30 protein-coding genes and 1 pseudogene are annotated in these 23,878 nt (G+C 30.0%); 19 read left to right on the top strand and 12 right to left on the bottom strand.

Translation table 11 applies throughout. The features are described 5' to 3' along the window. Position 1 precedes the first annotated feature (1 nt). The 4 genes from BTO04_RS04185 (at position 2) to hchA (ending at position 2,337) form a co-directional block, all read left to right on the top strand. A complete protein-coding gene (locus tag BTO04_RS04185; protein WP_087563302.1) occupies positions 2-394 on the top strand; it encodes a hypothetical protein in 393 nt (130 codons plus the stop codon). A gap of 186 nt (positions 395-580) precedes the next feature. After that, the gene (locus tag BTO04_RS15720; protein WP_368356375.1) at positions 581-676 is read left to right on the top strand and encodes a lycopene cyclase domain-containing protein; all 96 of its coding nucleotides are present in this window, start codon (positions 581-583) and stop codon (positions 674-676) included. A gap of 109 nt (positions 677-785) precedes the next feature. Then, positions 786-1,361, top strand: coding sequence for a Crp/Fnr family transcriptional regulator (locus BTO04_RS04180; protein ID WP_087563301.1), 576 nt, complete (start codon positions 786-788; stop codon positions 1,359-1,361). A gap of 73 nt (positions 1,362-1,434) precedes the next feature. Then, positions 1,435-2,337, top strand: a complete 903-nt coding sequence (gene hchA / locus BTO04_RS04175) for a glyoxalase III HchA (RefSeq protein WP_198342109.1) — start codon at positions 1,435-1,437, stop codon at positions 2,335-2,337. A 290-nt stretch (positions 2,338-2,627) separates the two neighbouring features. Here hchA and BTO04_RS04170 read toward each other — a convergent pair whose 3' ends face one another. The 12 genes from BTO04_RS04170 to BTO04_RS04115 form a co-directional block, all read right to left on the bottom strand. Next, complete coding sequence (locus BTO04_RS04170; protein WP_198342108.1) at positions 2,628-3,050, bottom strand: VOC family protein; 423 nt, start codon at positions 3,048-3,050, stop codon at positions 2,628-2,630. A gap of 90 nt (positions 3,051-3,140) precedes the next feature. Next, entirely contained in the window at positions 3,141-4,415 is a 1,275-nt protein-coding gene (argH, locus tag BTO04_RS04165) for an argininosuccinate lyase (RefSeq protein WP_087563300.1), read from the bottom strand. A 107-nt stretch (positions 4,416-4,522) separates the two neighbouring features. After that, on the bottom strand, positions 4,523-5,590 hold the full coding sequence (locus tag BTO04_RS04160; protein ID WP_087563299.1) for a M20 family metallo-hydrolase: 1,068 nt from the start codon (positions 5,588-5,590) through the stop codon (positions 4,523-4,525). Between the two features lie 2 nt (positions 5,591-5,592). Next, on the bottom strand, positions 5,593-6,369 hold the full coding sequence (argB, locus tag BTO04_RS04155; protein ID WP_087563298.1) for an acetylglutamate kinase: 777 nt from the start codon (positions 6,367-6,369) through the stop codon (positions 5,593-5,595). Between the two features lie 96 nt (positions 6,370-6,465). Then, a complete protein-coding gene (locus BTO04_RS04150; RefSeq protein WP_087563297.1) occupies positions 6,466-7,401 on the bottom strand; it encodes an acetylornithine carbamoyltransferase in 936 nt (311 codons plus the stop codon). Positions 7,402-7,404: 3 nt separating this feature from the next. Further along, entirely contained in the window at positions 7,405-8,205 is an 801-nt protein-coding gene (gene proB, locus BTO04_RS04145) for a glutamate 5-kinase (RefSeq protein WP_087563296.1), read from the bottom strand. 116 nt (positions 8,206-8,321) lie between these two features. Then, positions 8,322-9,518 carry a glutamate-5-semialdehyde dehydrogenase gene (locus BTO04_RS04140; protein WP_087563295.1) on the bottom strand — a complete coding sequence of 399 codons (1,197 nt, stop codon included), beginning with the start codon at positions 9,516-9,518 and terminating at the stop codon, positions 8,322-8,324. 17 nt (positions 9,519-9,535) lie between these two features. Next, positions 9,536-10,666, bottom strand: a complete 1,131-nt coding sequence (locus BTO04_RS04135) for an aspartate aminotransferase family protein (RefSeq protein WP_087563294.1) — start codon at positions 10,664-10,666, stop codon at positions 9,536-9,538. Positions 10,667-10,670: 4 nt separating this feature from the next. Continuing rightward, positions 10,671-11,495: a pyrroline-5-carboxylate reductase gene (proC, locus tag BTO04_RS04130; protein WP_302849210.1), complete on the bottom strand. Its 825-nt coding sequence runs from the start codon at positions 11,493-11,495 to the stop codon at positions 10,671-10,673. Between the two features lie 155 nt (positions 11,496-11,650). Next, positions 11,651-12,634 carry an N-acetyl-gamma-glutamyl-phosphate reductase gene (argC, locus tag BTO04_RS04125; RefSeq protein WP_087563292.1) on the bottom strand — a complete coding sequence of 328 codons (984 nt, stop codon included), beginning with the start codon at positions 12,632-12,634 and terminating at the stop codon, positions 11,651-11,653. Positions 12,635-12,721: 87 nt separating this feature from the next. Beyond that, the gene (locus BTO04_RS04120; protein WP_087563291.1) at positions 12,722-13,897 is read right to left on the bottom strand and encodes an argininosuccinate synthase; all 1,176 of its coding nucleotides are present in this window, start codon (positions 13,895-13,897) and stop codon (positions 12,722-12,724) included. Beyond that, positions 13,894-14,511 (bottom strand): GNAT family N-acetyltransferase, encoded by a 618-nt coding sequence (locus BTO04_RS04115; RefSeq protein WP_087563290.1) that lies wholly within the window; start codon positions 14,509-14,511, stop codon positions 13,894-13,896. The genes BTO04_RS04120 and BTO04_RS04115 overlap by 4 nt, the downstream gene beginning before the upstream one ends. 615 nt (positions 14,512-15,126) lie before the next feature. Here BTO04_RS04115 and BTO04_RS04110 point away from each other — a divergent pair. The 15 genes and pseudogenes from BTO04_RS04110 to BTO04_RS04050 all read left to right on the top strand — a co-directional run bounded on the left by BTO04_RS04110 (position 15,127) and on the right by BTO04_RS04050 (position 23,855). Then, positions 15,127-15,543: a DUF2141 domain-containing protein gene (locus BTO04_RS04110; RefSeq protein WP_087563289.1), complete on the top strand. Its 417-nt coding sequence runs from the start codon at positions 15,127-15,129 to the stop codon at positions 15,541-15,543. Between the two features lie 28 nt (positions 15,544-15,571). Further along, positions 15,572-16,936, top strand: coding sequence for a 2TM domain-containing protein (locus tag BTO04_RS04105; RefSeq protein ID WP_087563288.1), 1,365 nt, complete (start codon positions 15,572-15,574; stop codon positions 16,934-16,936). After that, positions 16,936-17,259 (top strand): 2TM domain-containing protein, encoded by a 324-nt coding sequence (locus BTO04_RS04100; protein ID WP_087563287.1) that lies wholly within the window; start codon positions 16,936-16,938, stop codon positions 17,257-17,259. The genes BTO04_RS04105 and BTO04_RS04100 overlap by 1 nt, the downstream gene beginning before the upstream one ends. A 2-nt stretch (positions 17,260-17,261) precedes the next feature. After that, a complete protein-coding gene (locus BTO04_RS04095) occupies positions 17,262-17,549 on the top strand; it encodes a 2TM domain-containing protein (RefSeq protein WP_087563286.1) in 288 nt (95 codons plus the stop codon). Positions 17,550-17,553: 4 nt separating this feature from the next. After that, positions 17,554-17,865: a 2TM domain-containing protein gene (locus tag BTO04_RS04090; RefSeq protein ID WP_087563285.1), complete on the top strand. Its 312-nt coding sequence runs from the start codon at positions 17,554-17,556 to the stop codon at positions 17,863-17,865. Further along, positions 17,855-18,190: a 2TM domain-containing protein gene (locus tag BTO04_RS04085; RefSeq protein ID WP_087563284.1), complete on the top strand. Its 336-nt coding sequence runs from the start codon at positions 17,855-17,857 to the stop codon at positions 18,188-18,190. The genes BTO04_RS04090 and BTO04_RS04085 overlap by 11 nt, the downstream gene beginning before the upstream one ends. Positions 18,191-18,194: 4 nt before the next feature. Then, positions 18,195-18,506, top strand: coding sequence for a 2TM domain-containing protein (locus tag BTO04_RS04080; protein WP_087563283.1), 312 nt, complete (start codon positions 18,195-18,197; stop codon positions 18,504-18,506). Between the two features lie 186 nt (positions 18,507-18,692). Then, a complete protein-coding gene (locus BTO04_RS04075) occupies positions 18,693-19,448 on the top strand; it encodes a LytTR family DNA-binding domain-containing protein (protein WP_087563282.1) in 756 nt (251 codons plus the stop codon). Positions 19,449-19,625: 177 nt separating this feature from the next. Continuing rightward, positions 19,626-20,000 carry a VF530 family DNA-binding protein gene (locus BTO04_RS04070; RefSeq protein ID WP_368356304.1) on the top strand — a complete coding sequence of 125 codons (375 nt, stop codon included), beginning with the start codon at positions 19,626-19,628 and terminating at the stop codon, positions 19,998-20,000. A gap of 500 nt (positions 20,001-20,500) precedes the next feature. Beyond that, entirely contained in the window at positions 20,501-20,677 is a 177-nt protein-coding gene (locus BTO04_RS15305; RefSeq protein WP_198342107.1) for a hypothetical protein, read from the top strand. A 251-nt stretch (positions 20,678-20,928) separates the two neighbouring features. Then, positions 20,929-21,933, top strand: a complete 1,005-nt coding sequence (locus BTO04_RS04065) for a bifunctional oligoribonuclease/PAP phosphatase NrnA (protein ID WP_087563281.1) — start codon at positions 20,929-20,931, stop codon at positions 21,931-21,933. Between the two features lie 329 nt (positions 21,934-22,262). Next, positions 22,263-22,319: pseudogene (locus BTO04_RS15715) on the top strand (hypothetical protein); the annotation flags it as partial. A gap of 18 nt (positions 22,320-22,337) precedes the next feature. Beyond that, positions 22,338-22,511: a helicase HerA-like domain-containing protein gene (locus BTO04_RS04060; protein ID WP_157662428.1), complete on the top strand. Its 174-nt coding sequence runs from the start codon at positions 22,338-22,340 to the stop codon at positions 22,509-22,511. A gap of 208 nt (positions 22,512-22,719) precedes the next feature. Continuing rightward, the gene (locus BTO04_RS04055) at positions 22,720-23,280 is read left to right on the top strand and encodes a hypothetical protein (RefSeq protein ID WP_087563279.1); all 561 of its coding nucleotides are present in this window, start codon (positions 22,720-22,722) and stop codon (positions 23,278-23,280) included. A 206-nt stretch (positions 23,281-23,486) separates the two neighbouring features. After that, positions 23,487-23,855 (top strand): cupin domain-containing protein, encoded by a 369-nt coding sequence (locus BTO04_RS04050; protein ID WP_087563278.1) that lies wholly within the window; start codon positions 23,487-23,489, stop codon positions 23,853-23,855. Positions 23,856-23,878: the final 23 nt, after the last annotated feature.

The following is a 23,878-nucleotide window of genomic DNA, read 5'->3' as shown; positions in this document are numbered from 1 at the left end:
TATGAAAAATTTAAAAATAATATTAATAATAACTTTAGGTTTGACATTTGGGTGTAAAGCACAATCTCAAGAAGAACGATTTAAGACTTACAAATCTTTAATTATTGGAACTTGGGTTTCAGAAGAGGATTCATCCAATAAGATTGAGTTTTCATCGGATAATAAACTGAAAATATACATTGATAATACTTTAGAGGACACTACTGAATACGAAGTGACTTTAACTTGTAGCACAAGTTCAAATAATGCGTACGATGTTTTTTTGAAAATTCAAATAGATACAACAAGTTTCAATTGCGATATAATTAATAATATCATTACTGATTCTTTAGGTAAAACTACTCTATCAATAACAAATGAGAGAGGTCAGTTGGAAAAATACTTGAAACAATAAATACAAATCACAACAAAGAACTGAGCTAAAAAATAACGCTGTTCTTCATTAAATTTATTGCTAGTATAAGCCTATTTAAGATAATCCTTTCGGGCTTTCTATTCCATTCTTATTTGCTAAATTAGCTACTTAAACACGCAACTTTTCCATAAACAACAAGGTTAGCAAAATTTCTATTATTTAGAAATCCGTTTAGCAACAATACCTATAGAAGATATTAGGTATGCCTTTACAATGGTTTTGGGTAATCTATTGTTGATTGAAAAGTTTAAGAAGAAGTAGGGTTTGTTTCTAAAAGAATAATTCGCGAACTTCGCTAACTACGTTTATAAAATATTAAAATGTTTAATATTCATGTTAACGTTGTAAGTAATTATCCTAAAGACTAAAATTGGAAGCCTTAATCAATAAAATAAAAAGTAGTATAATTCTTAGCTCAAAGGCCGAAGAATATGTTGTTTCTATTGCAATAGAAAAGTCGGCTTCTAAAGGGGATGTTTTGATTCGACAAGGACAAGCTGTGAAGAATACATATTTTGTTAAAGACGGCTGCTTAAGAGCTTATTGTATTAATAAAAATGGGAAAGAGTACACCTTACAATTTGCGATCAAAAATTGGTGGATTAGTGATTTTATGGCTATCTACAATAATGAACTATCTACATTAACAATAGAGTGCATTACTGATTCAAATATAATCGAATTTAATGCTAAAAAATTGGATGGGATATATTCAATATTCCCTGAATTTGAAGCTTTCCAACGGAAAAACTTAGAGCGTCATGTAGTCAGTTTGCATAAAAGAATCTTAAATCAATTGCAACTAACTGCTACGGAGAGATACGATTTGTTTCTGAAACAATATCCCGATATTGAACAATACACTCCAAACTATCACATCGCATCTTATTTAGGCATTACACAACAAAGCTTAAGTCGTATAAGAATAGAAAATGCTAAAAAATAGTTTTCTTACCATAGGGTAAATTTTATCTTATACCAGCACTATACTTTTGTTTCAAATACTAAAAACAAAAATTATGATTAAGAAAATATTAATTGGATTAGCAAGTGTTATTCTACTTGCATTTATTGTAATCTATTTTATGGCTCAACCTAAACTAGAAGCGGATGGCTCGTATAGCCCTTCAAGTTTAGCTTTATCATTAGGAACAGTTTCTAAAACGGATTTTGAGGACATCAAGTACACAAAATACCAAGGAGACAAATCCAAGATTTTGGTGATTTTCACTGAGAAAAAAAACTTGGAGATGAAAAACGGTAAATTCTTTTCTACAGGAAATCACCCAATAGAAGCACTTGTGCCCATGTTACACCTTAAAAATGCAGGATTTGATTTTGAAATAGCTACGCCTACTGGTAAACCTGTTGTATTTGAAATGTGGGCTTTTCCTGAAGAAGACGCAAATGTAAAAGCAATTTACAACGAGTACAAATCGAGTTTTGAGCAGCCTAAAAAGTTAGCTGATTTTATTACGAATTCATTTGTAAATGATAGTTCTTATGCTGCTGTATTTGTACCAGGTGGCCACGGAGCAATGATTGGAATTCCAGAAGATAGAAACGTAGGGAAGGTATTGAATTGGGCATATCAAAGTGACTTGTTTACAATTACACTTTGTCATGGTCCAGGTGCATTATTATCTACTACACTTGATAATCAAAAATTTATTTACGATGGATATAAGATGGCTGTATTTCCGGACGCTGTGGATGAAATGACACCAATGATTGGTTATTTACCAGGACACATGAAAAACGGTGTGAGTGAAAGATTGAAAAAGTTAGGTGCTACTATTGTTAATACAGAATCTGATAAAACCGTTTGTGTTGACAGAAAATTAATCACAGGTGCAAGTCCTTTAGCTTCTAATGAATTGGGTAAACTTGCAGCCAATACATTATTGAAAGAATTGAAGTAAAAACCACTTATAAAATGGCGAAAAAGCAATATCGGTTTGGGTGTATACTCAAACCGTTTTTGCATTAAATTAAAAATTTTGCTGTCCACAAGGAACGTTCATTTAATCCGCTACTATTCTTATACTAGACCGTTAGCAAAATTTCTATTATTTAGGATATTTCTCTGCAATTTTATCCAAACTCAAATTAGGTATACTTCCTAAGTGAAAATGTTGTTTACCTAAATCTGGTTTATATGTTCCTGTTTGCGCTTGTCCACCAATTTTTTGGAAGGCTTCTCTAAAAGTTATTACTCATACAAAAATTTATCTTCAGTATTTTTTGATGAATATTCTACCAATTCCCATTCAAAACCTGCGTTATCATAATAATAAATTCTTTTTCTGAACTTCTCTATTGGAGTATCAATTCCTTTGTTATATCTAGCTTTAATTAGCTTTTTTTCAATGGCATCAATATTATTTACGACCAAACCAATATGATTACATCCGTAATTAATATAGGTTTGATTTTGCTTTTTTGGATTAGCACCTAAATGTGCTTCTTGCAAAGCAAAATAATATTCATTATTACCAATATGCATCCACCTTTTATCATTTAAAGGTTTTTCATCTTTCATTATTTTGAAGTCTGGAGCAACAATTTTAAGAAAAGATACAGCAGCGTCAATATCAGGAACTGTTATATTTACGTGTTCAATTTTGGTTATCATAATTAATATTTTATAGCAATATAAAAAATATTAAAACCGAATTGGTTTGTAAGTGATTGTAATTTTTGATGTTTCTATTTGTGATTTCTATTATTTAGGATATTTTTCTGCAATTTTATCCAAACTTAAATTATGAATACTTCCTACGTGAGAATGTTGTTTTCCTAAATCTGGTGTATACGTTCCTGCTTGTACTTGTCCACCAATTTTTTGGTAGGCTTCTCTAAAAGACATGCCTTCAACCACTAAATTATTAATGCTATCTACAGTAAATAAGTATTGATATTTCTCGTCATTCAAATCGATATCTTTTACAATAACTTGCTGAATAGAATAATTAAAGATGTCTAAAATGTCTTTTACATCTTCAAAAGCATTGATGATATTTTCTTTTAACAATTGATAATCTCTGTGATAACCTGTTGGTAAATTGTTGGTTATTAGTACCATTTCTGTATGTAAAGCTTGAATTTTATTACATTTTCCACGGATTAATTCAAAGACATCAGGGTTTTTCTTGTGTGGCATAATGCTACTTCCTGTAGTTAATTCATCAGGAAATGTGATAAAGTTAAAATTCTGACTCATGTACAAACAAACATCCATTGCAAAACGAGACATTGTGTTACACAAACCGCCTAAAGCAGAAGCAATAGAGCGTTCGCTTTTTCCTCTACTTAATTGTGCAGCAACCACATTGTATTTTAGCGTAGCAAAGTCTAATTCTTTTGTTGTTAATTCTCTGTCGATAGGAAATGAGCTTCCATAACCAGCAGCAGAACCCAAAGGATTTTGATCTACCACTTTAGCAACTGCATTTAGCATATAAACATCGTCAATTAATAGTTCTGCATACGCAGAAAACCACAATCCGAATGATGAAGGCATTGCAACTTGTAAATGTGTATACCCAGGTAATAAGCTTTCTTTATGCGTTTCTGCTAAACCTAAAAGTGTGTCAAAAAGTGTTTTTGTTTTATCATTTATAATTGATAAATTCTCTTTGTAATACAATTGAAGTGCAACTAAAACTTGATCATTTCTAGAACGTGCAGTATGAATTTTCTTACCAACTTCTCCTAATTTATTGGTTAATTCCCACTCAATTTTAGAATGTACATCTTCAAAAGAGGCTTCAATAACAAATGTTCCATTTTCAATATCAGCAGCTAATTCTTGTAATCCTCTTTTTAAATCTTTCAATTCATCAGCAGTTATAATACCAATAGATGCTAGCATTATTGCATGTGCTAAAGAAGCTTGGACATCATATTTTGCAATATGCATATCAATTTCTCTATCATTACCAACTGTAAAAAGTTCTATTTGTTTGTCTATTGAAAATCCTTTATCCCAAAGTTTCATAATTTCTATATTTTGTTGTCATTGCGAAGAATGAAGCAATCTCTTTTATTTAAAGTGAGATAACTTCGTCATATCTCCCTCTTTATGACGTTTTGTTATATTTTTTGTTAAACAATTACACGATTCAAGAGTTGAACATATATCTTTATTCCTTCTTCAATTTCTGCAAGATAAATAAATTCATTTGCAGAATGCGAACGCGTACTATCTCCAGGGCCTAATTTTAATGATTGACAACTTAATACGGCTTGATCTGAAAGGGTAGGAGAACCATACGTTTCTCTTCCCATTGCAATTCCTGCTTTTACTAAATCATGTTCTGTAGAAATAGAAGAGGAGTTTAATCGTAAACTTCTTGGTGTAATTTTAGTACAAGGAGATTGTTCTTGTAAAATGTCTGCAATTTCTTGATTTGAATAGGCATCATTTACACGAACATCAACAACTAAATCTACATGTGCAGGAACTACATTGTGTTGTTTACCAGCATTAATTTGAGTAACCGTCATTTTTACATCACCCAAAGCTACAGAAGGTTTTTCAAATTTGAAATCTTTAAACCATTGTAAAACTGCTATCGAATTGTAAATTGAATTGTTATTATTTGGATGTGCAGCATGACTTGGAGTTCCTTCTACAACGGCATCAAAAACAACCAAACCTTTTTCTGCAACAGCTAAATTCATTAACGTTGGTTCACCAACAATAGCAACATCAATAGGAGGAATGATTGATAACATACTGTTTAATCCATTGGGTCCACTGTTTTCTTCTTCTGCAGAAGCCACAATTACCAAATTATATTTCAAATTTTCTTGTGCATAAAAATTGGTAAAAGTGGCCATTAAAGAAACCAAACATCCACCAGCATCATTACTTCCTAAACCATATAATTTGCCATCTTCAACAATTGCTTTTAACGGATCTTTTGTATAAGCAGTGTTTGGATGCACAGTATCATGATGAGAGTTTAGCAACATTGTTGGTTTGCTTTCATCAAAATATTTATTGGTTGCCCAAATATTATTTTTTGTTCTTTTAAAAGGGATTTCATTTTCATTAAACCATCCTTCAATAAGTTTTGCTGTCTTTTCTTCTTCTTGTGAAAATGATTGTGTTTCAATCAAATTTTTTAAAAGAGAAATTGCATTTTCTGTTAATTTTTCGATGATCATTTTTATAATGTAATAGTTGTAAAATTATCGTTTTCTTGTGTTAACATAGACGTATTTCCAATATGTACTCTTGAGACACCGTTGTTTAAAGCATCAAAGCAATTGTCTAATTTAGGAATCATTCCATCAGTAATAATTTCATCCTCTAATAACACTTTATAAGTCTTAGAGTTGATGAGTTTTACCACTGAATTTTTATCATTAAAATCTCTTAAAACACCATTCAATTCAAAACAATAATAAATGGATGTTTCATAGATTTCGCTCATTCCAACTGCAATTGTACTTGCAATTGTATCCGCATTAGTATTTAATAATTGTCCGTTTCCATCGTGCGTTATTGCACAAAAAACAGGCGTAAAATCAGCTTTAATTAATTTATCAATAGCATTAGAAGCAACTTCTTTTACATCACCAACAAAACCAAAATCGACTTCTTTTACAGGTCTTTTTTCTGATTTTATACTGTTGATATCTGCACCTGTTAAACCAATGGCATCAATATGTAAAGCTTGTAATTTAGCAACCATATTTTTGTTTACCAAACCACCATAAACCATGGTAATAACCTCTAACGTTTCTGCATCTGTAACACGTCTACCATTTACCATTTTAGACTCAATTCCTAATTTAGATGCCATGTGAGTCGCTCTTTTTCCACCTCCGTGAACTAAAATTTTCTTCCCTTCTAAATTCGAAAATAGTTTTAGAAAATCATTTAAAGCGTTTTCATCTTCAATAATATTTCCCCCTATTTTTATGATTGATAGTTTTTCCATTGAGCTGAACTTATTTTGTTGCGTCATTGCGAGGAAGAATGACGAAGTAATCTGTTTTTAAATTATGAGATTGCTTCGTTCCTCGCAATGACGTTACTAATCTTCTAATATTTTTTTCAAAGCCAATTGTGCAGCATAGGTTCTGTTGTTTGCTTGCTCAATCACTAAAGAACTGTCGCTATCTAAAACAGCATCTTCAACAACTACATTTCTTCTAACCGGTAAACAATGCATAAATTTTGCAGTACCAATTTTTTCTTTGGTAATCATCCAATTAGGATCTGTATTTAGAACTTTCCCATAATCGTCATAAGAACTCCAGTTTTTTGTGTACACAAAATCGGCATCTTTAAAAGCTTCCTCTTGATTGTGATAAATTGGTGTGTCTTTTGTTATTTCTGGATTTAAATTATATCCTTCAGGATTTGCAATTACAAACTCAACATCCATTTTTTGCATTGCTTGTACAAAACTATTTCCAACAGCATGAGGTAACGCTTTAATATGTGGTGCCCAACTTAATACTACTTTAGGTCTTTTTTTGGTTGTATTTTCTGAAATAGTAATTGCATCTGTTAAACCTTGTAAAGGATGGCCAGTAGAACTTTCCATATTTATTACAGGAACGGAAGCAAACTTTACAAAAGAATTTAAAACCTGCTCAGATTCGTCTTTTGCTTTGTCTGTTAATGTAGGAAATGCTCTTACAGCAATTACATCACAATATTGAGAAACCACAGCTGCAGCCTCTTTAATATGTTCTGCAGTATTTCCATTCATAATCGTTCCATCGCCAAATTCAATTCCCCAAGCATCACCAGAAACATTCATAACAATAGGATTCATGCCTAAGTTTAAAGCTGCTTTTTGAGTACTTAAACGGGTCCGTAAACTTGAATTAAAGAAGAACAAGCCTAAAGTTTTGTTTTTTCCTAATTCGATATTTTTTAAAGGGTTTGCTTTAATTTCTTTGGCTTCTTCAATCCAAGAATTTATATTGTCAATGTCTTTTATGGATGTGTAATTTTTCATTTCTTACTGTTTATTAGCTGCTGAAATAAATTCAGCAGTACTTTTTATTTTTGTAAACGGAACCTTGTTTTCAAAAGCATTTGTGATAAAATTATCTTCTAAACCGTTCACAATCCACGTTTCTATATGTGCGTTTTTACTTATTTCTGCGGCTTCAATTTTAGATGCCATTCCACCACTTCCATGAGAAGATTTAGAATTGACAACTTCATTTTTTAAATCTTCAAAATTGAGGACTTCTTCAATGGTTTTTGGTGCATTATTTTTAATAGAGGCCTTGGTGTAAATTCCGTTGGTATTTGTCGCAATTATCAACAAATCTACCTTTAATAAAGTAGCCGTTAAAGCCGCTAATTTATCATTATCACCAAACTGAATTTCATCTGTTGCAACCGTATCGTTTTCGTTGATAATAGGAATGTAATTATTGTTTACTAAAACATTTATGGTATTTACAATATTGGTTTTACTTTGCTGTTTTTCAAAATCTGAATAAGAGAGTAGGCATTGAGAACTTAACAAACCATATTCTCTAAAAATTTCTTGATAAATTCTAATTAAATGAGGCTGACCAATAGAAGCCAAGGCTTGTTTTACAAAAATGGCTGATTGTTTGCTTTCTAATTTTACAAATTGTTTTGCAACTGCAATTGCACCAGAACTTACAATAATAAACTCACAAGTATCTTTGAGTTTTGCAATCTGATTTGCAATATCTTCAATTTTTCCTCTTGAAATATTATCCGTTTCTTTTGTAAGTGTATTAGAACCTACTTTTAGTAAAATGCGTTTCTTTTTAAGCATTATATTTAATTACATGTTTTGCTTCCTAATTTTCTATTTATTTTATGCTCGCAAAGTCGCAAAGGCGCAAAGTTTTTTACTACCAACTGCGACTAAAAAACTGCCAACTAAAAGAGTTAACTTCTAGTTTGGCCATTTCCATGAACGTACCATTTATTTGTTACCAAATGCTGTAAACCAATGGGTCCACGTTGGTGTAATTTGTCTGTACTTATTGCCAATTCGCCACCCAAACCTAATTGACTTCCATCTGTAAAACGAGTAGACGCATTATGATAAACAACGCCGGTATCTACGTTTTCCATAAATACTTTTGCTTTGTCACTATCTTTTGTAATAATTACAGAAGAATGACCACCAGCATACTTATTTATCATTGTAATTGCAGCTTCATTTGAAGCAATTTCTCCAACCACAATTTTATAATCTAAGAATTCTTCATACCAAACTTCGTTTGAAGCAATTTCTTCTAATTGATGATTTTTAGAAACGATTGCATCTCCTAAAACCTGAATTTTAGCTGTATTTAATTTTGATATTAATTTGTTGATGAATGCTTCTTTATTCGGTAAGTTTTCATCAATTAAAACTTTATCAACAGCGTTACAAGCGGATATTTTTGATTTTCCATTTAAAATAATAGCAATTGCAATCTCTAAATCTGCTTCTTTATCAACATACACAAAGTTATTTCCACGTCCACTAATAATAACAGGACAAGTAGCGTGCTGCTTTACAAAAGCAATTAAACGTTCTCCTCCTCTTGGTACAATTAAATCTACTTTTTGAGTTGGTTTTTCTAAAAATGCCTGCGTTTCAGTTCTGTTAAATTGTAAATATTCTACCCAATCTGTAGAAGCATTATTTTGTAGTAAAGCTTTGTGCCATAATTCAACAATTTTTAAGTTGGAATTTAAGGACTCTTTACCCCCTTTTAATAAAATCTTATTTCCAGATTTAAAAGTAATTCCTGCAGCTTCAACAGTAACATCTGGTCTAGATTCATAAATGATTAAAATCGTACCAAAAGAGGCTGTTTTATTATAAACTTGCATTCCATTATCATGTTTAAAACGAAAGCGTTCTACACCAACAGGATCTTCTTGTGAAGCCAAATGTTTAGCAGCAGCAATCATTTCATCAACCTTAGAATTATCAACTTTTAAACGATCAAACATCGAAATATCATCTCCTTTATACGCTTCTAAATCCTTTTTGTTGATGCTAATAATTGCGGCTCTTTCTTTCTCAAGAAGTTGCGCCATTGTTAGTAAAACATTGTTTCTTGTTTTTATGGATAATAATGTATTCATATATTTTATTGTCTTTTTTATTTATCTAAAGCTTTAATTAAAGCTTCAAAAAACTGATTGATATGTTCTTTTTTTACAGTTAAAGGAGGTAAGATTCTTAATAAATTTTTGTTTGCTGCTCCTCCAGTAAAAATATGATACTCATAAATTAATTTTTTACGTAAATCTCCTACTTCAAAGTCGAACTCTAGACCTAGCATTAATCCTCTTCCTTTAATATTTTTAATTTGAGGAATTGTTTTTGCAATTTTTATAAAGTATGCAGAGGTTTCATTCACATTGTCTATCAAGTTTTGTTCCTCAATTGCATTTAAAACCGATAAACCCGCAGCACAAGCCAAGTGATTTCCACCAAAAGTGGTTCCTAACAGTCCAAATTTAGCTTCAATAGAGGGATGAATTAAAATTCCTCCAATAGGAAAGCCATTTCCCATTCCTTTTGCAATAGAAATAATATCTGGCGTTACATTATAATGTTGAAAAGCAAAAAACTTTCCAGATCTTCCATAACCAGACTGCACTTCATCGGCAATAAAAAAAGTATTATTTGCTTTACACAACACATCAACTTCTTCAAAGAATTCTTTAGTTGCTTCATCTAAACCTCCAACACCCTGAATAAATTCAAGAATAACAGCACAAACATCTCCTTTTTTAAGTTCTCTTTTTACGCCTTCAATATCGTTTAAATTTAAAATAGTTACTTTTTGTTGCGCGTTAATTGGTGCAATTATATTTTTATTATCCGTTGCAGCAACAGCAGCAGAAGTACGACCGTGAAAACCATTTTTAAAAGCAATTACTCTAGATTTTCCAGTTTTAAAAGAAGCTAGTTTTAATGCATTTTCATTTGCTTCTGCACCAGAATTACATAAAAATAATTCGTAATCTTTACAACCAGAAAGTGCTTCTAATTTATCTGCTAACTCTTTTTGTAACGGATTCTGAATCGCATTTGAATAAAAACCCAATTTTGCAACCTGACTGGTAATTGCTTCTACATATTTTGGATGTCCATGACCAATAGAAATTACAGCATGACCGCCATATAAATCTAAATATTCAGTATTATTTTCATCATAAACAAATACACCTTTTGCAGAAACAGGTGTAACATCGTAAAGAGGATAAACGTTAAATAATGGCATTTTGTTAGTTTTTTATTTGGTTGATTTTATCAAATGATTTATTGATTCCTTTAATTAAAGAAGAGCTTAAACCTTGGTGTTCCATTTCATTTAAACCTTCTATTGTGCAACCTCCAGGAGTTGTTACTCTGTCTATTTCTGCTTCTGGATGATTGCCAGATTCTTTTAATAATGTAGCAGCTCCAAAACAAGTTTGCATTGCTAATTCATGCGCTTCATGCGCTTCAAAACCTAACTGAATTGCACCTTGCGTTGTTGCTCTAATTAAACGCATCCAAAACGCAATTCCGCTTGCACAAATTACAGTTGCGGCTTGTAATTGTTCTTCCGGAATTTCCATTGAAACGCCTAAACTGTTAAAAATAGTTTTTGCTAATTCAACTTTTTCTTTCCCTTTTGCATTTGGTGAAAGGCAGGTCATAGATTGTCCAACAGCAGCAGCAGTATTTGGCATAGAACGAATAATAAAAGTATCAGCACCTACAATAGCTTCAATTTTAGCAATTGAAAACCCAGTAATTACAGAAACTAAAACATGGTTTTTCTTTAAAAGTGGCTTTACACTTGTTAAAATATTTTCTAAATGTCTTGGTTGAATAGCAAAAATTAGAATGTCAGCATTTTTTACGGCTTCAGCGTTATCCGAAGTTAAAACAACTTCATTATATTCATTAAATGGACTTAAAGAATTGGTATTTCTTTTTGTTAAATACAAAGAGCTCACAACGTTATTTTTTAATAAACCTTTGGCTATTGATTGTCCTAAACTTCCTGCCCCAATAATTGCTACTTTCATGCTATTACTATTTTCAAAGTTAAAAAACTTGATCTTTATTTTGTCTGTCCTACAAAAGCAGGAATTTTATTTTTTGTGCGTTACTTTATCCTGAAGATATTCAGAACCAAGTTGCGCTTTACACGATGTTTTTTCATGCCGAATAGTTTAGCACAAAAAGGATGCCATTTAAATAGCGCACGCAACTACTAAAAATAATTCGCTTTTAAATTTAAACCTAAAGTTTCTTCAAACCCGTACATTAAATTCATATTCTGAATTGCTGTTCCAGAAGCGCCTTTTAATAAGTTGTCTATTGTACTTGTAATTAGTAATTTATTACCGTGTTTTTCTAAACCAATTATACATTTATTTGTATTCACCACTTGTTTCATATGAATGTCTGTATCAGAAACAAATGTAAAAGCTGCATCTTTATAATATTCTTTATACATTTTTTTTGCAGCATCAATAGAACCATCAAATTTGGTGTAGGTTGTTGCAAAAATTCCTCTAGAGAAATTTCCTCTATTTGGCATAAAATTAATTTCAGAATCAAAACGATCTTGTAATAGGTTTACTGTCTGATTAATCTCACCTAAATGTTGATGATTAAAAGCTTTATAGTGTGAGAAATTATTATCTCTATAGGTAAAATGTGTTGTTTCAGATAAAGAAGTTCCTGCACCAGTTGCACCTGTAACGGCATTTATATGAATATCATTATTCAATAAATGATTTGCAGCCAAAGGTAAAATTGCCAATTGCAAAGCAGTTGCAAAACAACCCGGATTTGCAATATGTTTAGCTGTTTTAATTTCCTCTTTATTCATTTCTGGTAAACCATAAACAAATTCTTTTCCATTAAAATTTTTATCTGCAATTAATCTGAAATCGTTACTTAAATCAATAATTTTTGTGTTCTCAGAAAAACTATTCTTTTCTAAAAAAGAAGTTGAGTTTCCATGACCTAAACATAAAAATAAGACATCAATATCCGCATTAATTTCATTGGTAAAACTAATTTCTGTAGCACCAATTAAATCTTGATGCACTTTGTACAATTTGTTGCCAGCATTAGAAGTACTGTACACAAAATTAATATTTGTTTCTGGGTGATTTAGCAACAATCTAATTAATTCTCCTGCTGTATAACCTGCACCACCTATAATTCCTACTTCTAAATTTTTCATTCTTAAAAATTGTTTAAAAGTTTAATTCTTTAATCGTGTAAAAGTCTGTTCTAAAATTTAACAGTTACACAGTTCAACAATTACACATTAATTATTTACTTGTCTATATATTTTATTCTGATTTCCTAAAATCTTAATAAATCCTTTAGCATCATCAGCAGTCCAAGCTTTATTTTCTTCACCATACGTGCTAAATTTACTAGACATTAAATCGTGATCAGAAATAATTCCATCCAAAGAAAAATGATATGGTTTTAGAGTTACAATAACATCACCAGAAACCATTTTTTGAGAACTTTGTAAAAAAGCTTCTGTATCTCTCATTACAGGATCTAAATATTGACCTTCATGTAAATGCATTCCGTAAAAACTAGACAAATATTCTTTGTGTTGTAATTGCCATTTTGTTAAGGTATGTTTTTCTAATAAATGATGTGCTTTTACCGTAATTAAAGCAGCAGCAGCTTCAAAACCAACTCTTCCTTTAGTACCAACAATTGTATCTCCAACATGAATGTCTCTACCAATGGCATATTTTGAAGCACTATTATTTAGATTTTCGATATTAACTTCTGGTTTGTTTTCTTGTCCGTTTAAAGCAACAAATTCACCATTTTTAAAAGTAAGTGTTACTTTTTCTTCACCTTCTTTTTCTAATTGAGAAGGATATGCTTCACTTGGTAAAGGTTTTTCAGATTTCAACGTTTCAACGCCTCCAACACTTGTTCCCCACAGTCCTTTGTTTACAGAATATTTAGATTTTTCCCAAGGCATATCAATTCCTTCAGATTTTAAATAATCTATTTCTTCTTGTCTTGTTAATTTCCCATCTCTAATTGGCGTAATAATTTTAATTCCAGGTGCTAATGTTTGAAAAATCATATCAAAACGTACTTGGTCATTTCCTGCGCCAGTGCTTCCATGAGCAATATATTCTGCACCAATACTCTTTGCATATTCTACAATTTCAATTGCCTGAATAATTCTTTCTGCACTTACAGAAAGCGGATATGTACTATTTTTTAATACGTTACCAAAAATTAAATACTTTACTACTTTGTTGTAAAAAGTGGCAATAGCATCAATATTTTTATAAGTTGAAACGCCCATTTTGTATGCGTTACTTTCAATATGAGAAATTTCTTCATCAGAAAAACCTCCCGTATTTACACTAACTGCATGCACATCATATTCTTTTGATAAACTTACTGCACAGTATGAAGTATCTAATCCACCACTATACGCAATTACTAATTTTTTCATTTTTTATCTTTTTTTAAAAACAATTGCTGTCTAAATTTTTTTAATTTTTCAAATCGGGTTTCTTTAACCTCTTTTGTTTCTTCTTTATTTTGTTTATTAGGATCATATAACATACCCGTACACAAACACATTTTTTGTTTTGTACGCGTTAAAACATCATAGTTTATACATGTTTGGCAACCTTTCCAAAAAGTTTGATCATCTGTTAATTCAGAAAAAGTTACAGGCTTATAGCCTAAATCGCTATTCAGTTTCATTACAGCCAAACCAGTGGTGATACTAAACACTTTTGCATCAGGAAATTTAGTTCTAGAATGCTTAAAAACTATTTGTTTTATCTGTTTTGCAAGTCCTATATTTCTATAATCTGGGTGTACAATTAAACCTGAATTGGCAACAAATTTTCCATGTCCCCATTGTTCTATGTAACAAAATCCAGCAAATTTACCATCGTCTAAAGCTATAACAGCATTACCGTTTTCCATTTTAGAAATAACGTATTCTGGTTTTCGCTTTGCAATTCCTGTTCCTCTATCTTGGGCAGCAACTTCAATAGTTTTGCAAATAATTTCTGCGTAAATACTATGTGTTTCGTTTGCAATTACAATTTCCATTGTATTGGTCTTTTAATCGTTATGTTAATTTGAAAATATCTTTGTTTAAATGCGAAATTGGACTCACCTAATTTCATAAAAGTCTAAGCACCCAAAGGGCGATAATTAAACCTACGTCGTACAATTTTATTGCTATTGTTTAAAATAACTGAGGATTGTAAGTAAGTTTTGTAAGAAAGATTCACGATAAAAAAATAAATGGTTAACTACTGTAATAGATGGCGTTGTTGCTATAGTAGACTCTTAGCGACGGCGGTTGCGTAAGCGCAAACTGGGACCTATTGTAGTACATAATTTATTTCTTCTTGAAGTAATCATGGTACGAAAGTATATAATTTTTCAAATGTATTAACATAAATGTATCGCTTTTTTATAAGTTTTATTAAATTTAAACAAAATTGCATTTTGAGTTGAATATTTATCAATATATATTCTAAATAATCCTTTATTGATAATTTATAAAACCTTAGAGGTGAAAAACCTTTACTATATATTGTCTTATTATATATAAATATTACAATTCATCCTAAAAAAAATACAGTTCGGTATTCTTTAATTTCAAAAATGTGCCTTCTGTTGCATCTTTGTACCATCAATAACCAATAAAAAAAAATCATGAAATTTTTAGCAGCAATTATTACCGTAATTATTTTATTTATTACAAATTCGATCTCGGCACAAAACAAAACAATTACGGCAACTGTAATAAATAGTACTTCAGATGAGGGTAAAGTGGGATTTGCTTTATACAATAAAGAAAATTTTAGAATGGAACCATTGCAAGCAAAACAATCTAAAATTTTAGATGGAAAAAGTATCGTTATTTTTGAAAACGTAAAAGCTGGAGAATATGCAGTTATTTGTTATCATGATAAAAATGAAAATAATAAAATGGATTTTCAAGCTAATGGAATGCCTTTAGAAGATTATGGCGCTTCTAATAATAAAATGAATTTTTTTGGCCCTCCAAGTTATGAGGATGCAAAATTTGTAGTTACTAATAAAAGTATTAAATTAGATATTAAATTTTAATAAATAGCACACAAATTAAAAAGGTAAAATGAGCGCTCAAAAAAATACATTTTCACTAATAGAATTAAAAAAAGGGCTTTTACTAACTGTAAAAATGACTTTAATTTTTGCAGCTTTCTTTTTTTTAATAAACGGAAATTATACGATAAAATCATTTTTTATGACGTTAGGTATTTCTGCAATGCATTCTTTTAGTTTGGGTTTAGGACAAGGTTTATTAAATGATTATTTAACAACTAAATGGGATTGGGTAACGCAAACCAATACTAGAGTTTGGGCAGGCATAATTGCTACGGTTTCTTATACAGTGCCTGTTATACTTATTATTCATTATGTTTTATATGTAAAAATATTTGGAAATAGTTTTGAGTCGCTTTTTAGTGAACGAATGATATGGAATCATTTATTCTGGATGATATTTACCTTTGCAATTTCAGCTTTTTTACATGCCCGAGGGTTTATGATAGAATGGAAAAAATCTGTAAGTAAAGAAACTACAAAACAAGAGATTGTCGCTAAAACAGAAACAGCAAAATTTGAGTCTTTAAAAAATCAATTAGATCCACATTTTTTGTTTAATAGTTTAAATGTATTAACGAGTTTAATTGGTGAAAACCCAAATCAGGCAGAAAAATTTACCACAAAATTATCTAAAGTATACAGATATGTTTTAGAACAAAGAAATAAAGATTTAGTACCAATTGAAGAAGAATTAAAGTTTGCAAAAACGTATATGGAATTGTTAGGAATGCGTTTTGAAGATGCGGTTCAATTTAATATTCCAGATGCTATAAGTAATAATGAGTTAAAAATTGTGCCTTTATCATTGCAACTTTTGTTAGAGAATGCAGTAAAGCACAATGTGGTTTCTACTTCTAAGCCACTAACAATTACAATTTATGAAGAAGATAATTATTTAATTATAGAAAACAATGTAAATCCTAAAGAAACAATAGGTAAAAGCACTAAAGTTGGTTTGCAGAATATTGCTGATAGATATGGATTAATCACTCTAAAAGGAGTGAAAATAGAAAATAACAACAAAACTTTTAAGGTGAGTTTACCGCTCCTTTATAAAATGAACGATATTATGTATACAGAAGATTTAGAAAATAGCAACTATGTAAAAGCAGTAGAAAGAGTAGAGAAATTGAAAGAGTTTTATCAAAATTTAGCTTCATACTGTTTAGTAATTCCTTTTTTAATTTTTATCAATTTAAAATTTTCACCAGGTTTTCACTGGTTCTGGTTTCCAATATTTGGATGGGGATTGGGATTAACTTTTCACTTTTTAGAAGTAAATAATTACACTATTTTCTTAGGAAAAAATTGGGAAGAGAGAAAAATTAAAGAAATGATGGATAAAGAGAACCAACATAACAGAACAAGATAATGGAAAAGGAATTCACTAAAGAACAGCAATATGTTCTGGCTCGTAAAAAAGTAGAAAAAATCAGTAAATTTTACAAGCATTTAGCAACGTATGTTATTGTAAATACATTTCTAAGTGCAATCTTTATTGTAGGAGATATAAATGATGGAGATACTTTTATAGAAGCTCTTTCTGATTACCATAATTATAAAATTTGTTTGTATTGGGGAATAGGAATCGCTTTTCAAGCATTAAATACTTTTGGTTTGAATCTGTTTATGAGCAAAGATTGGGAAGAGAAAAAAATTAAAAAATACATGGACGAACAAAATAATAGAAGATAGATATGGAATCTGGTTTTACAAAAGAACAGCGTTATTATAAAGCTCAAAAAAGAGTAAAAGACATTAAAGGATTTTATACGCATTTAACAGTTTACTGTATAATTATACCCGTAATTATTTTTATGAATCTAAAGTTTGAACCTCATTTTCATTGGTTTTGGTTTTCTGTTTTTGGTTGGGGATCAGGACTTTTAGTTCATTGGTTAACCGTTTTTGGGTTTAGGCTTTTAGGAATCGGAAAAAACTGGGAAGAGAAAAAGATTAAAGAATTTATGAACGAGAATACATAAAGTTATGCAACAAGGTTTTACTAAAGAACAAGAATACATCAAAGCAAAAAAGAGAGTGAAAGAAATAAAAGGATTCTATATTCACTTTTCTCTTTATGTTTTAATAATGCCAATTATAATTACAGTAAATCTGCTGTTTTCACCAGGATTTCATTGGTTCTGGTTTTCGTTATTAGGTTGGGGAGTTGGTGTTTTTTTTCATTGGATGGCTGTTTTTGGATTTAGAAAAATAGGTTTTGGAAAAGATTGGGAAGAAAAAAAGATTAAAGAGTTAATGGAAGAACAAAGTAAAAAAAATAGAAATCATGGACAATAATTTTACACAAGAAGCAAGTTATATAAGAGCCAAAAAAAGAGTGAAAGCTATAAAAGGATTTTATATTCACTTCATTGTTTATGTTTTAACAAACATTTTTTTAAGTGGAATTATCATATGGGGATTAATGAAAAGTGGCTATCGTTTTGAAGATACTCTTTCTAACTTCGGCGTTTATTCTACTTGGATTTTTTGGGGAATAGGAATGTTTTTTCACTGGTTAGGCGTTTTTGGTTTTAAATCTTTAGGTTTTGGAAGTGATTGGGAAGAAAAGAAAATTAAAGAATTGATGGATAAAGAAGAGCAACGAAGTAAAAATATCTAAAGCGATGGAAAACCTAAGTGAGAAAAAGTTATTAAGAGCAAAACGAAAAGTAGAAGAAATTAAAAAATTCTACAAGCACGTAGTTACTTATATATTGGTAAATTTGTTTTTAGCTTTTGTTTGGAATTTCTCGTTTAAAATAGTTGGAGATTTTAAAGTAAGTAATCAATTTGATGGCGATGGTTTTACGCAGGTTCCTATTTGGTTCATTTGGGGTTTTTTCTTGTTGTTTCATGCTTTAAAAACGTTTGGATATCTTAATCTATTTGGAAAAGATTGGGAAGAAAGAAAAATTAACGAATTTATGGAAGCGTAAAATAAGTTCCTCTTTATGTCATTCAGTAATGAGCTTTTTTAAGCGATTGAGGAATCTCAAAAGTTGATAAAATCTATTAAAAATTACAAATGTCAGACTGAGATTGTCGAAGTCCAACAATCCAACAATCCAACAATCCAAATATCTAAAAATCTAAAAATCAAAAATCCAATAATCTTTTAAAAAATGAACGTATTAATAATTGAAGATGAAAAGCCAGCAGCAAGGAGGCTAAACAGAATGTTGGCAGCATTAAGTATTGATGTTCAACAAATGTTGCATTCTGTAGAAGAGTCTTTAAATTGGTTGCAAAATAATGAACATCCAGATTTAATATTTTTAGATATACAGCTTTCAGACGGATTATCATTTGAAATTTTTGAAGAAATTGAAGTGAAATCTGCTATCATTTTTACAACTGCTTATGATGAATATGCATTAAAAGCTTTCAAATTAAATAGTATAGATTATTTACTAAAACCTTTAGATGAAGATGAATTAATAGTTGCAGTAGATAAATTTAAAACCTATCAGCATAAACATTCAGATGTTCAGGTAAATATTAATGACATACGTAAATTATTAATCAATCCTCTTGACCGGAAATTTAAGAAACGTTTTACAATTAAAATTGGCCAGCATTTAAAAATTATTCATGTAGATGAAATTGAATGTTTTTATAGCGAAAACAAAGCAACCTTTATTCATACAAAAGAAAATAGAAATTACTTGTTAGATAATTCTTTAGAATATTGGCAAGAACAATTAGATCCAGAACATTTTTTTAGAGTAAATAGAACTTTTATAGTACATATAAATGCTATAAAAGACATTATTACCTATTCTAACTCTCGTTTAAAACTCGTTTTACACTCTTATAATGAAACCGAAATTATTGTAAGTAGAGAACGTGTAAAAGAGTTTAAAAATTGGATTGACTGACGCAGTTAGTTGATTGCTAAAAGAATAAAACTTGTACTTAGCTAACTTGAATATAAAACATTAAAAATGAAGAAAATACAATTTCAACTTTATTTGATTTTTAATAATTGTTGGTTTATATTTTTATCGATTGAGTCATTTAATACTTAGAATTAATTAACAAACGATTTGCCAACAATGCACATAAAAACGAATCATCAGAACGAGTCTACTGATAAAAAGAATCAATCAGATCAACTTTTGGATACAGTATCCAATCCCGAGATGAATGAAGAACTGAATGAAGATAAACTAGTAAAAAGAAAGAGGAAACAAGCCACTGAAGAACAGCTAAACAACCCGTTTCACGGAGTGAAACTAGTCCAGGTTTTAGAACGTCTGGTAGCGCATTATGGTTGGGAGTATTTAGGGGAACGTGTAAATATTCGCTGTTTCAATAACAACCCTACTATGAAATCAAGTCTCGGTTTTTTAAGAAGAACAGCTTGGGCTCGAGAGCATGTTGAGGACGTCTATCTGGATATGTTAGAAGAAAAAATAGCCCCAAATTGAATAGTGAAAAAGTAAACGATTTTTCAACAATGTCTAAAAAAAGACTAAATAAAATGATTAGAGAAATCTAACAAACTCATAAACGAGATGACAAACATTGTGACATTGTGAATAATCAACCGTAACTTATTTTATAGCAGTGTATTCAGGTTTACCTCCAAAAAAACTTCAAATAATTTCATTTCCTACTCAATAATAAACCTAACTTTTGTGTTTTAAAAAAAAGAATGAAAGACAATATTACGTATTCTAATTCACTTTTAAAACCCGCTCTACATTCATTCAATAAAACTGAAATTATTGTAAGTAGAGAATGTGTAAAATAGTTTAAAAAATTGGATAGATTGATGACAGTCAGATTTATAATTTAGTTTGTTTCTAAAAGAATAAAACTCGAACTTCGTTAACAAAGACTATAAAACATTTAAACGTTGCATATTTGTGTTAATGTTACAATTTATTAAGGATTATATTTAAATATTAATTTAATACGAAAGAAAATGACAAATAAAAAAGAAGACAAGAGTACTTGGGCTATTGGAGGAGGAGTAATTATTGGTATTGGAGTTGGATTCTTTTTCTTGGAAAAATCACCTCTAGCATTTGTTGGATCTATACTTATAGGATTAGGAATTGGTCTATTAATAACTTCTATTATTTCTAGCAAAAACGGATAATTTTCTCAAAGTCATGAATTTCAATATCATTTAACCAATTACAATTTGCACTATATAATTTAGAACAATAGCAGAATTTAAAATATGTAACAGATCTACAAACATTCTAAACTTTCACAAGCATTAAACTGCTTAAAAAATTCACAGATTAGGTTAAAAACTTCAATTTTCTCGCCAATTTTAAAGTTACCTTTACGAGCTCTAAAAAAAATACAATTGCTATCGTATTAGCAATTGGCAAAATACACTACATGAATATTTACAAACAAATAGAGGCAGAAATTCAAGCTGCTTCAAATATCGTTATTACTGCACATAAATCGGCAGATGGAGACTCAATTGGGTCTTCTTTAGGTTTACTTCATTTTATAGAAAAATTAGGTAAAAAAGCCATTGTTTGTCATCCAGATAAAGCACCTGGTTTTTTAGATTGGTTAGATACTTCGGCTATTCTTTTAATGGATGAAAACCCTGAAGAAGTAACAGTAGAAATGCAAAAAGCAGATTTAATTTTCTGTTTAGATTACAATGCTACAAATAGAGTAGGACCAGAAATGCAAGTTTTGTTAGAAGAAGCAACTTGTAAGAAAATTATGATAGATCATCATTTAAACCCTGAAGATTTCCCTACAATAACTGTTTCTGAAACTACTGCTTCATCTACGTCTCAATTAATTGTAGATTTAATTGAACAATCTGGACATATAGATTTGTTAGACGAAAAAATAGGGACCCCTTTATACTTAGGTATTTTAACAGATACGGGTAGCTTTAGATTTAATTCTGTAAAACCACGGACACATGAGGTTTTAGCTAAAATTTTAGCAGCAGGAGTAGCGCATCATTTAATTCATGAAAAATTAAGTGATAATAATACAGAAAGTCGTTTACGTTTGCAAGGGTATGCAATGAGCGAAAAGCTAGATATTTTATATGAGCACAATGTTGCTATTATTTCTTTATCTAAAGAAGAATTGGCGAAGTACAATTACAAAAAAGGAGATACAGATAGTTTAGCAAATTTAGTTTTATCAATAAAAGGAATGAAAGCTGCCATTGTTTTTACTGAAAGAGATGGAATTATGAAAATTTCTTTCCGTTCTAAAGGAGCAGAAAACCCTGTAAATGTTTTAGCAAAAGAACATTTTAATGGTGGTGGACATGCAAATGCTTCTGGTGGAATGAGTGAGTTATCTGTAACAGAAACATTAGAAAAATTAAAAGGATTGATTCCAAAGTATTTTCAAAAAGACTAAAAATCATCTTTTAAAAAGACATTAAAAATTGCAAGAGGTTTTAGCTTAGTTCAAAAGTTAAAACCTCTTTTAATTCTGTCGAATTTGCATTTTGTTCCTTTGGGTAAATCAAAAGTTATCTTAATGCTAACTTTATCTAAAACTATTTCAAACTAAATCTTCAAATAATTTCTTAACTCTTAAACTTTCATTATTTTTATCAAAATTATGCGAATGGGGAAAAAGGAAGAATTTTTTGAATACATTAATAATGGTTACAAAACTAAAGGTGATTTTATTTCTTTAGGAGCAGCAATGTTAGGTAAAGAAACGATTATTCATTTGTAAAAATTCCTTTAAAAGCCTTAAACAGAGATGGTTTAATTGCTGTATCAACAGGAACTGGGGGAACCAAAACATTGCAAGTGTTAGCTGGAAATTTATCAGAAAAAGGAATTCCAACACCTTTGACAAGAACAATGTTTAGTGCGCCAATGAGTAGAGTGGATATTTTAACAAGTAAAGAGATAAAACAAGTTTTAGATACCTTTAGATTAATGCTAAAATATAATCAAGATTTAGATAGAGATAGCACTTAAAAAGGAAAAAGAAGAAAAAGAAAAGGAAAGATCTAGCAGCAGAAGAGCTACTACAACAAGAAGAAGTACAGCGCAAAACCCAATAATAAAAGTTTTAACAAGTGCAACTTTTATTAGAAGTGTTTTTGGGATCTTAAAAAAAGTAATGAAATAACATTTTAAAAAAAAGAACGTTTAATAAACGTGACTAAACTAAAAATAAAAAAGAATGATTAAAAAGAATGTTTTAGCAATTATATTATTTTCTCTAATTATTGTTGGTTGTACTAACAATAACAAGTTTAAAATTGAAAAAGGAAAAGTTGGCCAGATTACAACAAAAACAACAGTTTTAGACTTAGAAAATATCTTTAAAAACGATTCTATTATTAAAAATTTAAGCGAAGGAGCTTTAGGAGATAATTATTTTCAAGATGATGATGAATACTTAATTTTCGAAAAAGGAGGGAAGCACTTGCTAACAATTGTACCAAAAGAACAATTAGATTCAACTTCTACCATAAAAAGTTTAGAAATTCATGATTCACGTTTTAAAACTGATTCTGGAATTACATTAAACTCTAATTTTTCAGAAATAAATGCAAACAATAACATTAATAGAATAGAATCTACATTTTCATCAGCAACGTTATTTTTAGATGATTTAAACACAACAATAGCAATAGATAAGGAAGAATTAGGTTTAAAGGAATTTAGTACGCAAAAAGTTTCTTTAGAGCAAATTCCAGATTTAGCAAAGATGAAAACTTTTATTGTTTGGTTTAATTAAGGCCTATTTTGCGCAATTTTATTGAATGTTAAAACCGCGTTTTTCGCTATCTCTTTTATCACTGTGTCATTGCGAAGTTTACTTTTTTGTAAACTTTGGCAATCTCATTATTAGAAAGAGATTACTTCGTTTCACTCGTAATAACGCTTAGTTAGTAAAGTAATAAAAAGAATGCCATTTCAGTCGCTTACGTAAAACCTTTTAAGATGAAAAAAAAGTATACAATTCAAAAATCACCTTTTATAGTTCCAACAATTGATGGTAAACTGATAGAAGAACATTTTGGGAATGCAACAGATAAAAATTCTCAGATAAGTATTGCACATATGGTTGCGCCTTCTGGTTGGAATGAACCTTATCAAACGCCAAAATTTGATGAATATACATATATTATAAAAGGGAGGAAACAATTTATTATTGATGGAGAAACGGTAGTTTTAGAAGCAGGCCAATCAATAAAAATTGAAAAGAATACGAGGGTTCAATATTCGAATCCTTTTGATAATGAGTGTGAATATTTGGCAATTTGTTTACCTGCTTTTTCTATGGATTTGGTAAATAGAGAAGAAGAGTAAATTAGAAATTAAAATAAATAAAA

Origin of the sequence: Polaribacter sp. SA4-10, assembly GCF_002163835.1 — a bacterium.
Lineage (GTDB): Bacteria > Bacteroidota > Bacteroidia > Flavobacteriales > Flavobacteriaceae > Polaribacter.
The sequence above is the reverse complement of the archived record's forward strand: the minus strand, read 5'-3'. Positions and strand labels throughout refer to the sequence as shown.

Bases quoted from the DNA above. Each gene is read 5' to 3' on its own strand.
- BTO04_RS04050 (WP_087563278.1), top strand. From the start codon at position 23,487: ATGAAAAAAAAGTATACAATTCAAAAATCACCTTTTATAGTTCCAACA.
- BTO04_RS04065 (WP_087563281.1), top strand. From the start codon at position 20,929: ATGAATATTTACAAACAAATAGAGGCAGAAATTCAAGCTGCTTCAAAT.
- BTO04_RS04185 (WP_087563302.1), top strand. From the start codon at position 2: ATGAAAAATTTAAAAATAATATTAATAATAACTTTAGGTTTGACATTT.
- BTO04_RS04075 (WP_087563282.1), top strand. From the start codon at position 18,693: ATGAACGTATTAATAATTGAAGATGAAAAGCCAGCAGCAAGGAGGCTA.
- BTO04_RS04105 (WP_087563288.1), top strand. From the start codon at position 15,572: ATGAGCGCTCAAAAAAATACATTTTCACTAATAGAATTAAAAAAAGGG.
- BTO04_RS04090 (WP_087563285.1), top strand. From the start codon at position 17,554: ATGCAACAAGGTTTTACTAAAGAACAAGAATACATCAAAGCAAAAAAG.
- argB (WP_087563298.1), bottom strand. From the start codon at position 6,369: ATGGAAAAACTATCAATCATAAAAATAGGGGGAAATATTATTGAAGAT.
- BTO04_RS04080 (WP_087563283.1), top strand. From the start codon at position 18,195: ATGGAAAACCTAAGTGAGAAAAAGTTATTAAGAGCAAAACGAAAAGTA.
- BTO04_RS04160 (WP_087563299.1), bottom strand. From the start codon at position 5,590: ATGATCATCGAAAAATTAACAGAAAATGCAATTTCTCTTTTAAAAAAT.
- BTO04_RS04120 (WP_087563291.1), bottom strand. From the start codon at position 13,897: ATGAAAAAATTAGTAATTGCGTATAGTGGTGGATTAGATACTTCATAC.
- BTO04_RS04070 (WP_368356304.1), top strand. From the start codon at position 19,626: ATGCACATAAAAACGAATCATCAGAACGAGTCTACTGATAAAAAGAAT.
- BTO04_RS04055 (WP_087563279.1), top strand. From the start codon at position 22,720: ATGATTAAAAAGAATGTTTTAGCAATTATATTATTTTCTCTAATTATT.
- BTO04_RS04100 (WP_087563287.1), top strand. From the start codon at position 16,936: ATGGAAAAGGAATTCACTAAAGAACAGCAATATGTTCTGGCTCGTAAA.
- argH (WP_087563300.1), bottom strand. From the start codon at position 4,415: ATGAAACTTTGGGATAAAGGATTTTCAATAGACAAACAAATAGAACTT.
- hchA (WP_198342109.1), top strand. From the start codon at position 1,435: ATGATTAAGAAAATATTAATTGGATTAGCAAGTGTTATTCTACTTGCA.
- BTO04_RS15305 (WP_198342107.1), top strand. From the start codon at position 20,501: ATGACAAATAAAAAAGAAGACAAGAGTACTTGGGCTATTGGAGGAGGA.
- BTO04_RS04095 (WP_087563286.1), top strand. From the start codon at position 17,262: ATGGAATCTGGTTTTACAAAAGAACAGCGTTATTATAAAGCTCAAAAA.
- BTO04_RS04140 (WP_087563295.1), bottom strand. From the start codon at position 9,518: ATGAATACATTATTATCCATAAAAACAAGAAACAATGTTTTACTAACA.
- argC (WP_087563292.1), bottom strand. From the start codon at position 12,634: ATGAAAAATTTAGAAGTAGGAATTATAGGTGGTGCAGGTTATACAGCA.
- BTO04_RS04150 (WP_087563297.1), bottom strand. From the start codon at position 7,401: ATGAAAAATTACACATCCATAAAAGACATTGACAATATAAATTCTTGG.
- BTO04_RS04115 (WP_087563290.1), bottom strand. From the start codon at position 14,511: ATGGAAATTGTAATTGCAAACGAAACACATAGTATTTACGCAGAAATT.
- BTO04_RS04135 (WP_087563294.1), bottom strand. From the start codon at position 10,666: ATGCCATTATTTAACGTTTATCCTCTTTACGATGTTACACCTGTTTCT.
- BTO04_RS04085 (WP_087563284.1), top strand. From the start codon at position 17,855: ATGGACAATAATTTTACACAAGAAGCAAGTTATATAAGAGCCAAAAAA.
- BTO04_RS04170 (WP_198342108.1), bottom strand. From the start codon at position 3,050: ATGATAACCAAAATTGAACACGTAAATATAACAGTTCCTGATATTGAC.
- BTO04_RS04110 (WP_087563289.1), top strand. From the start codon at position 15,127: ATGAAATTTTTAGCAGCAATTATTACCGTAATTATTTTATTTATTACA.
- proB (WP_087563296.1), bottom strand. From the start codon at position 8,205: ATGCTTAAAAAGAAACGCATTTTACTAAAAGTAGGTTCTAATACACTT.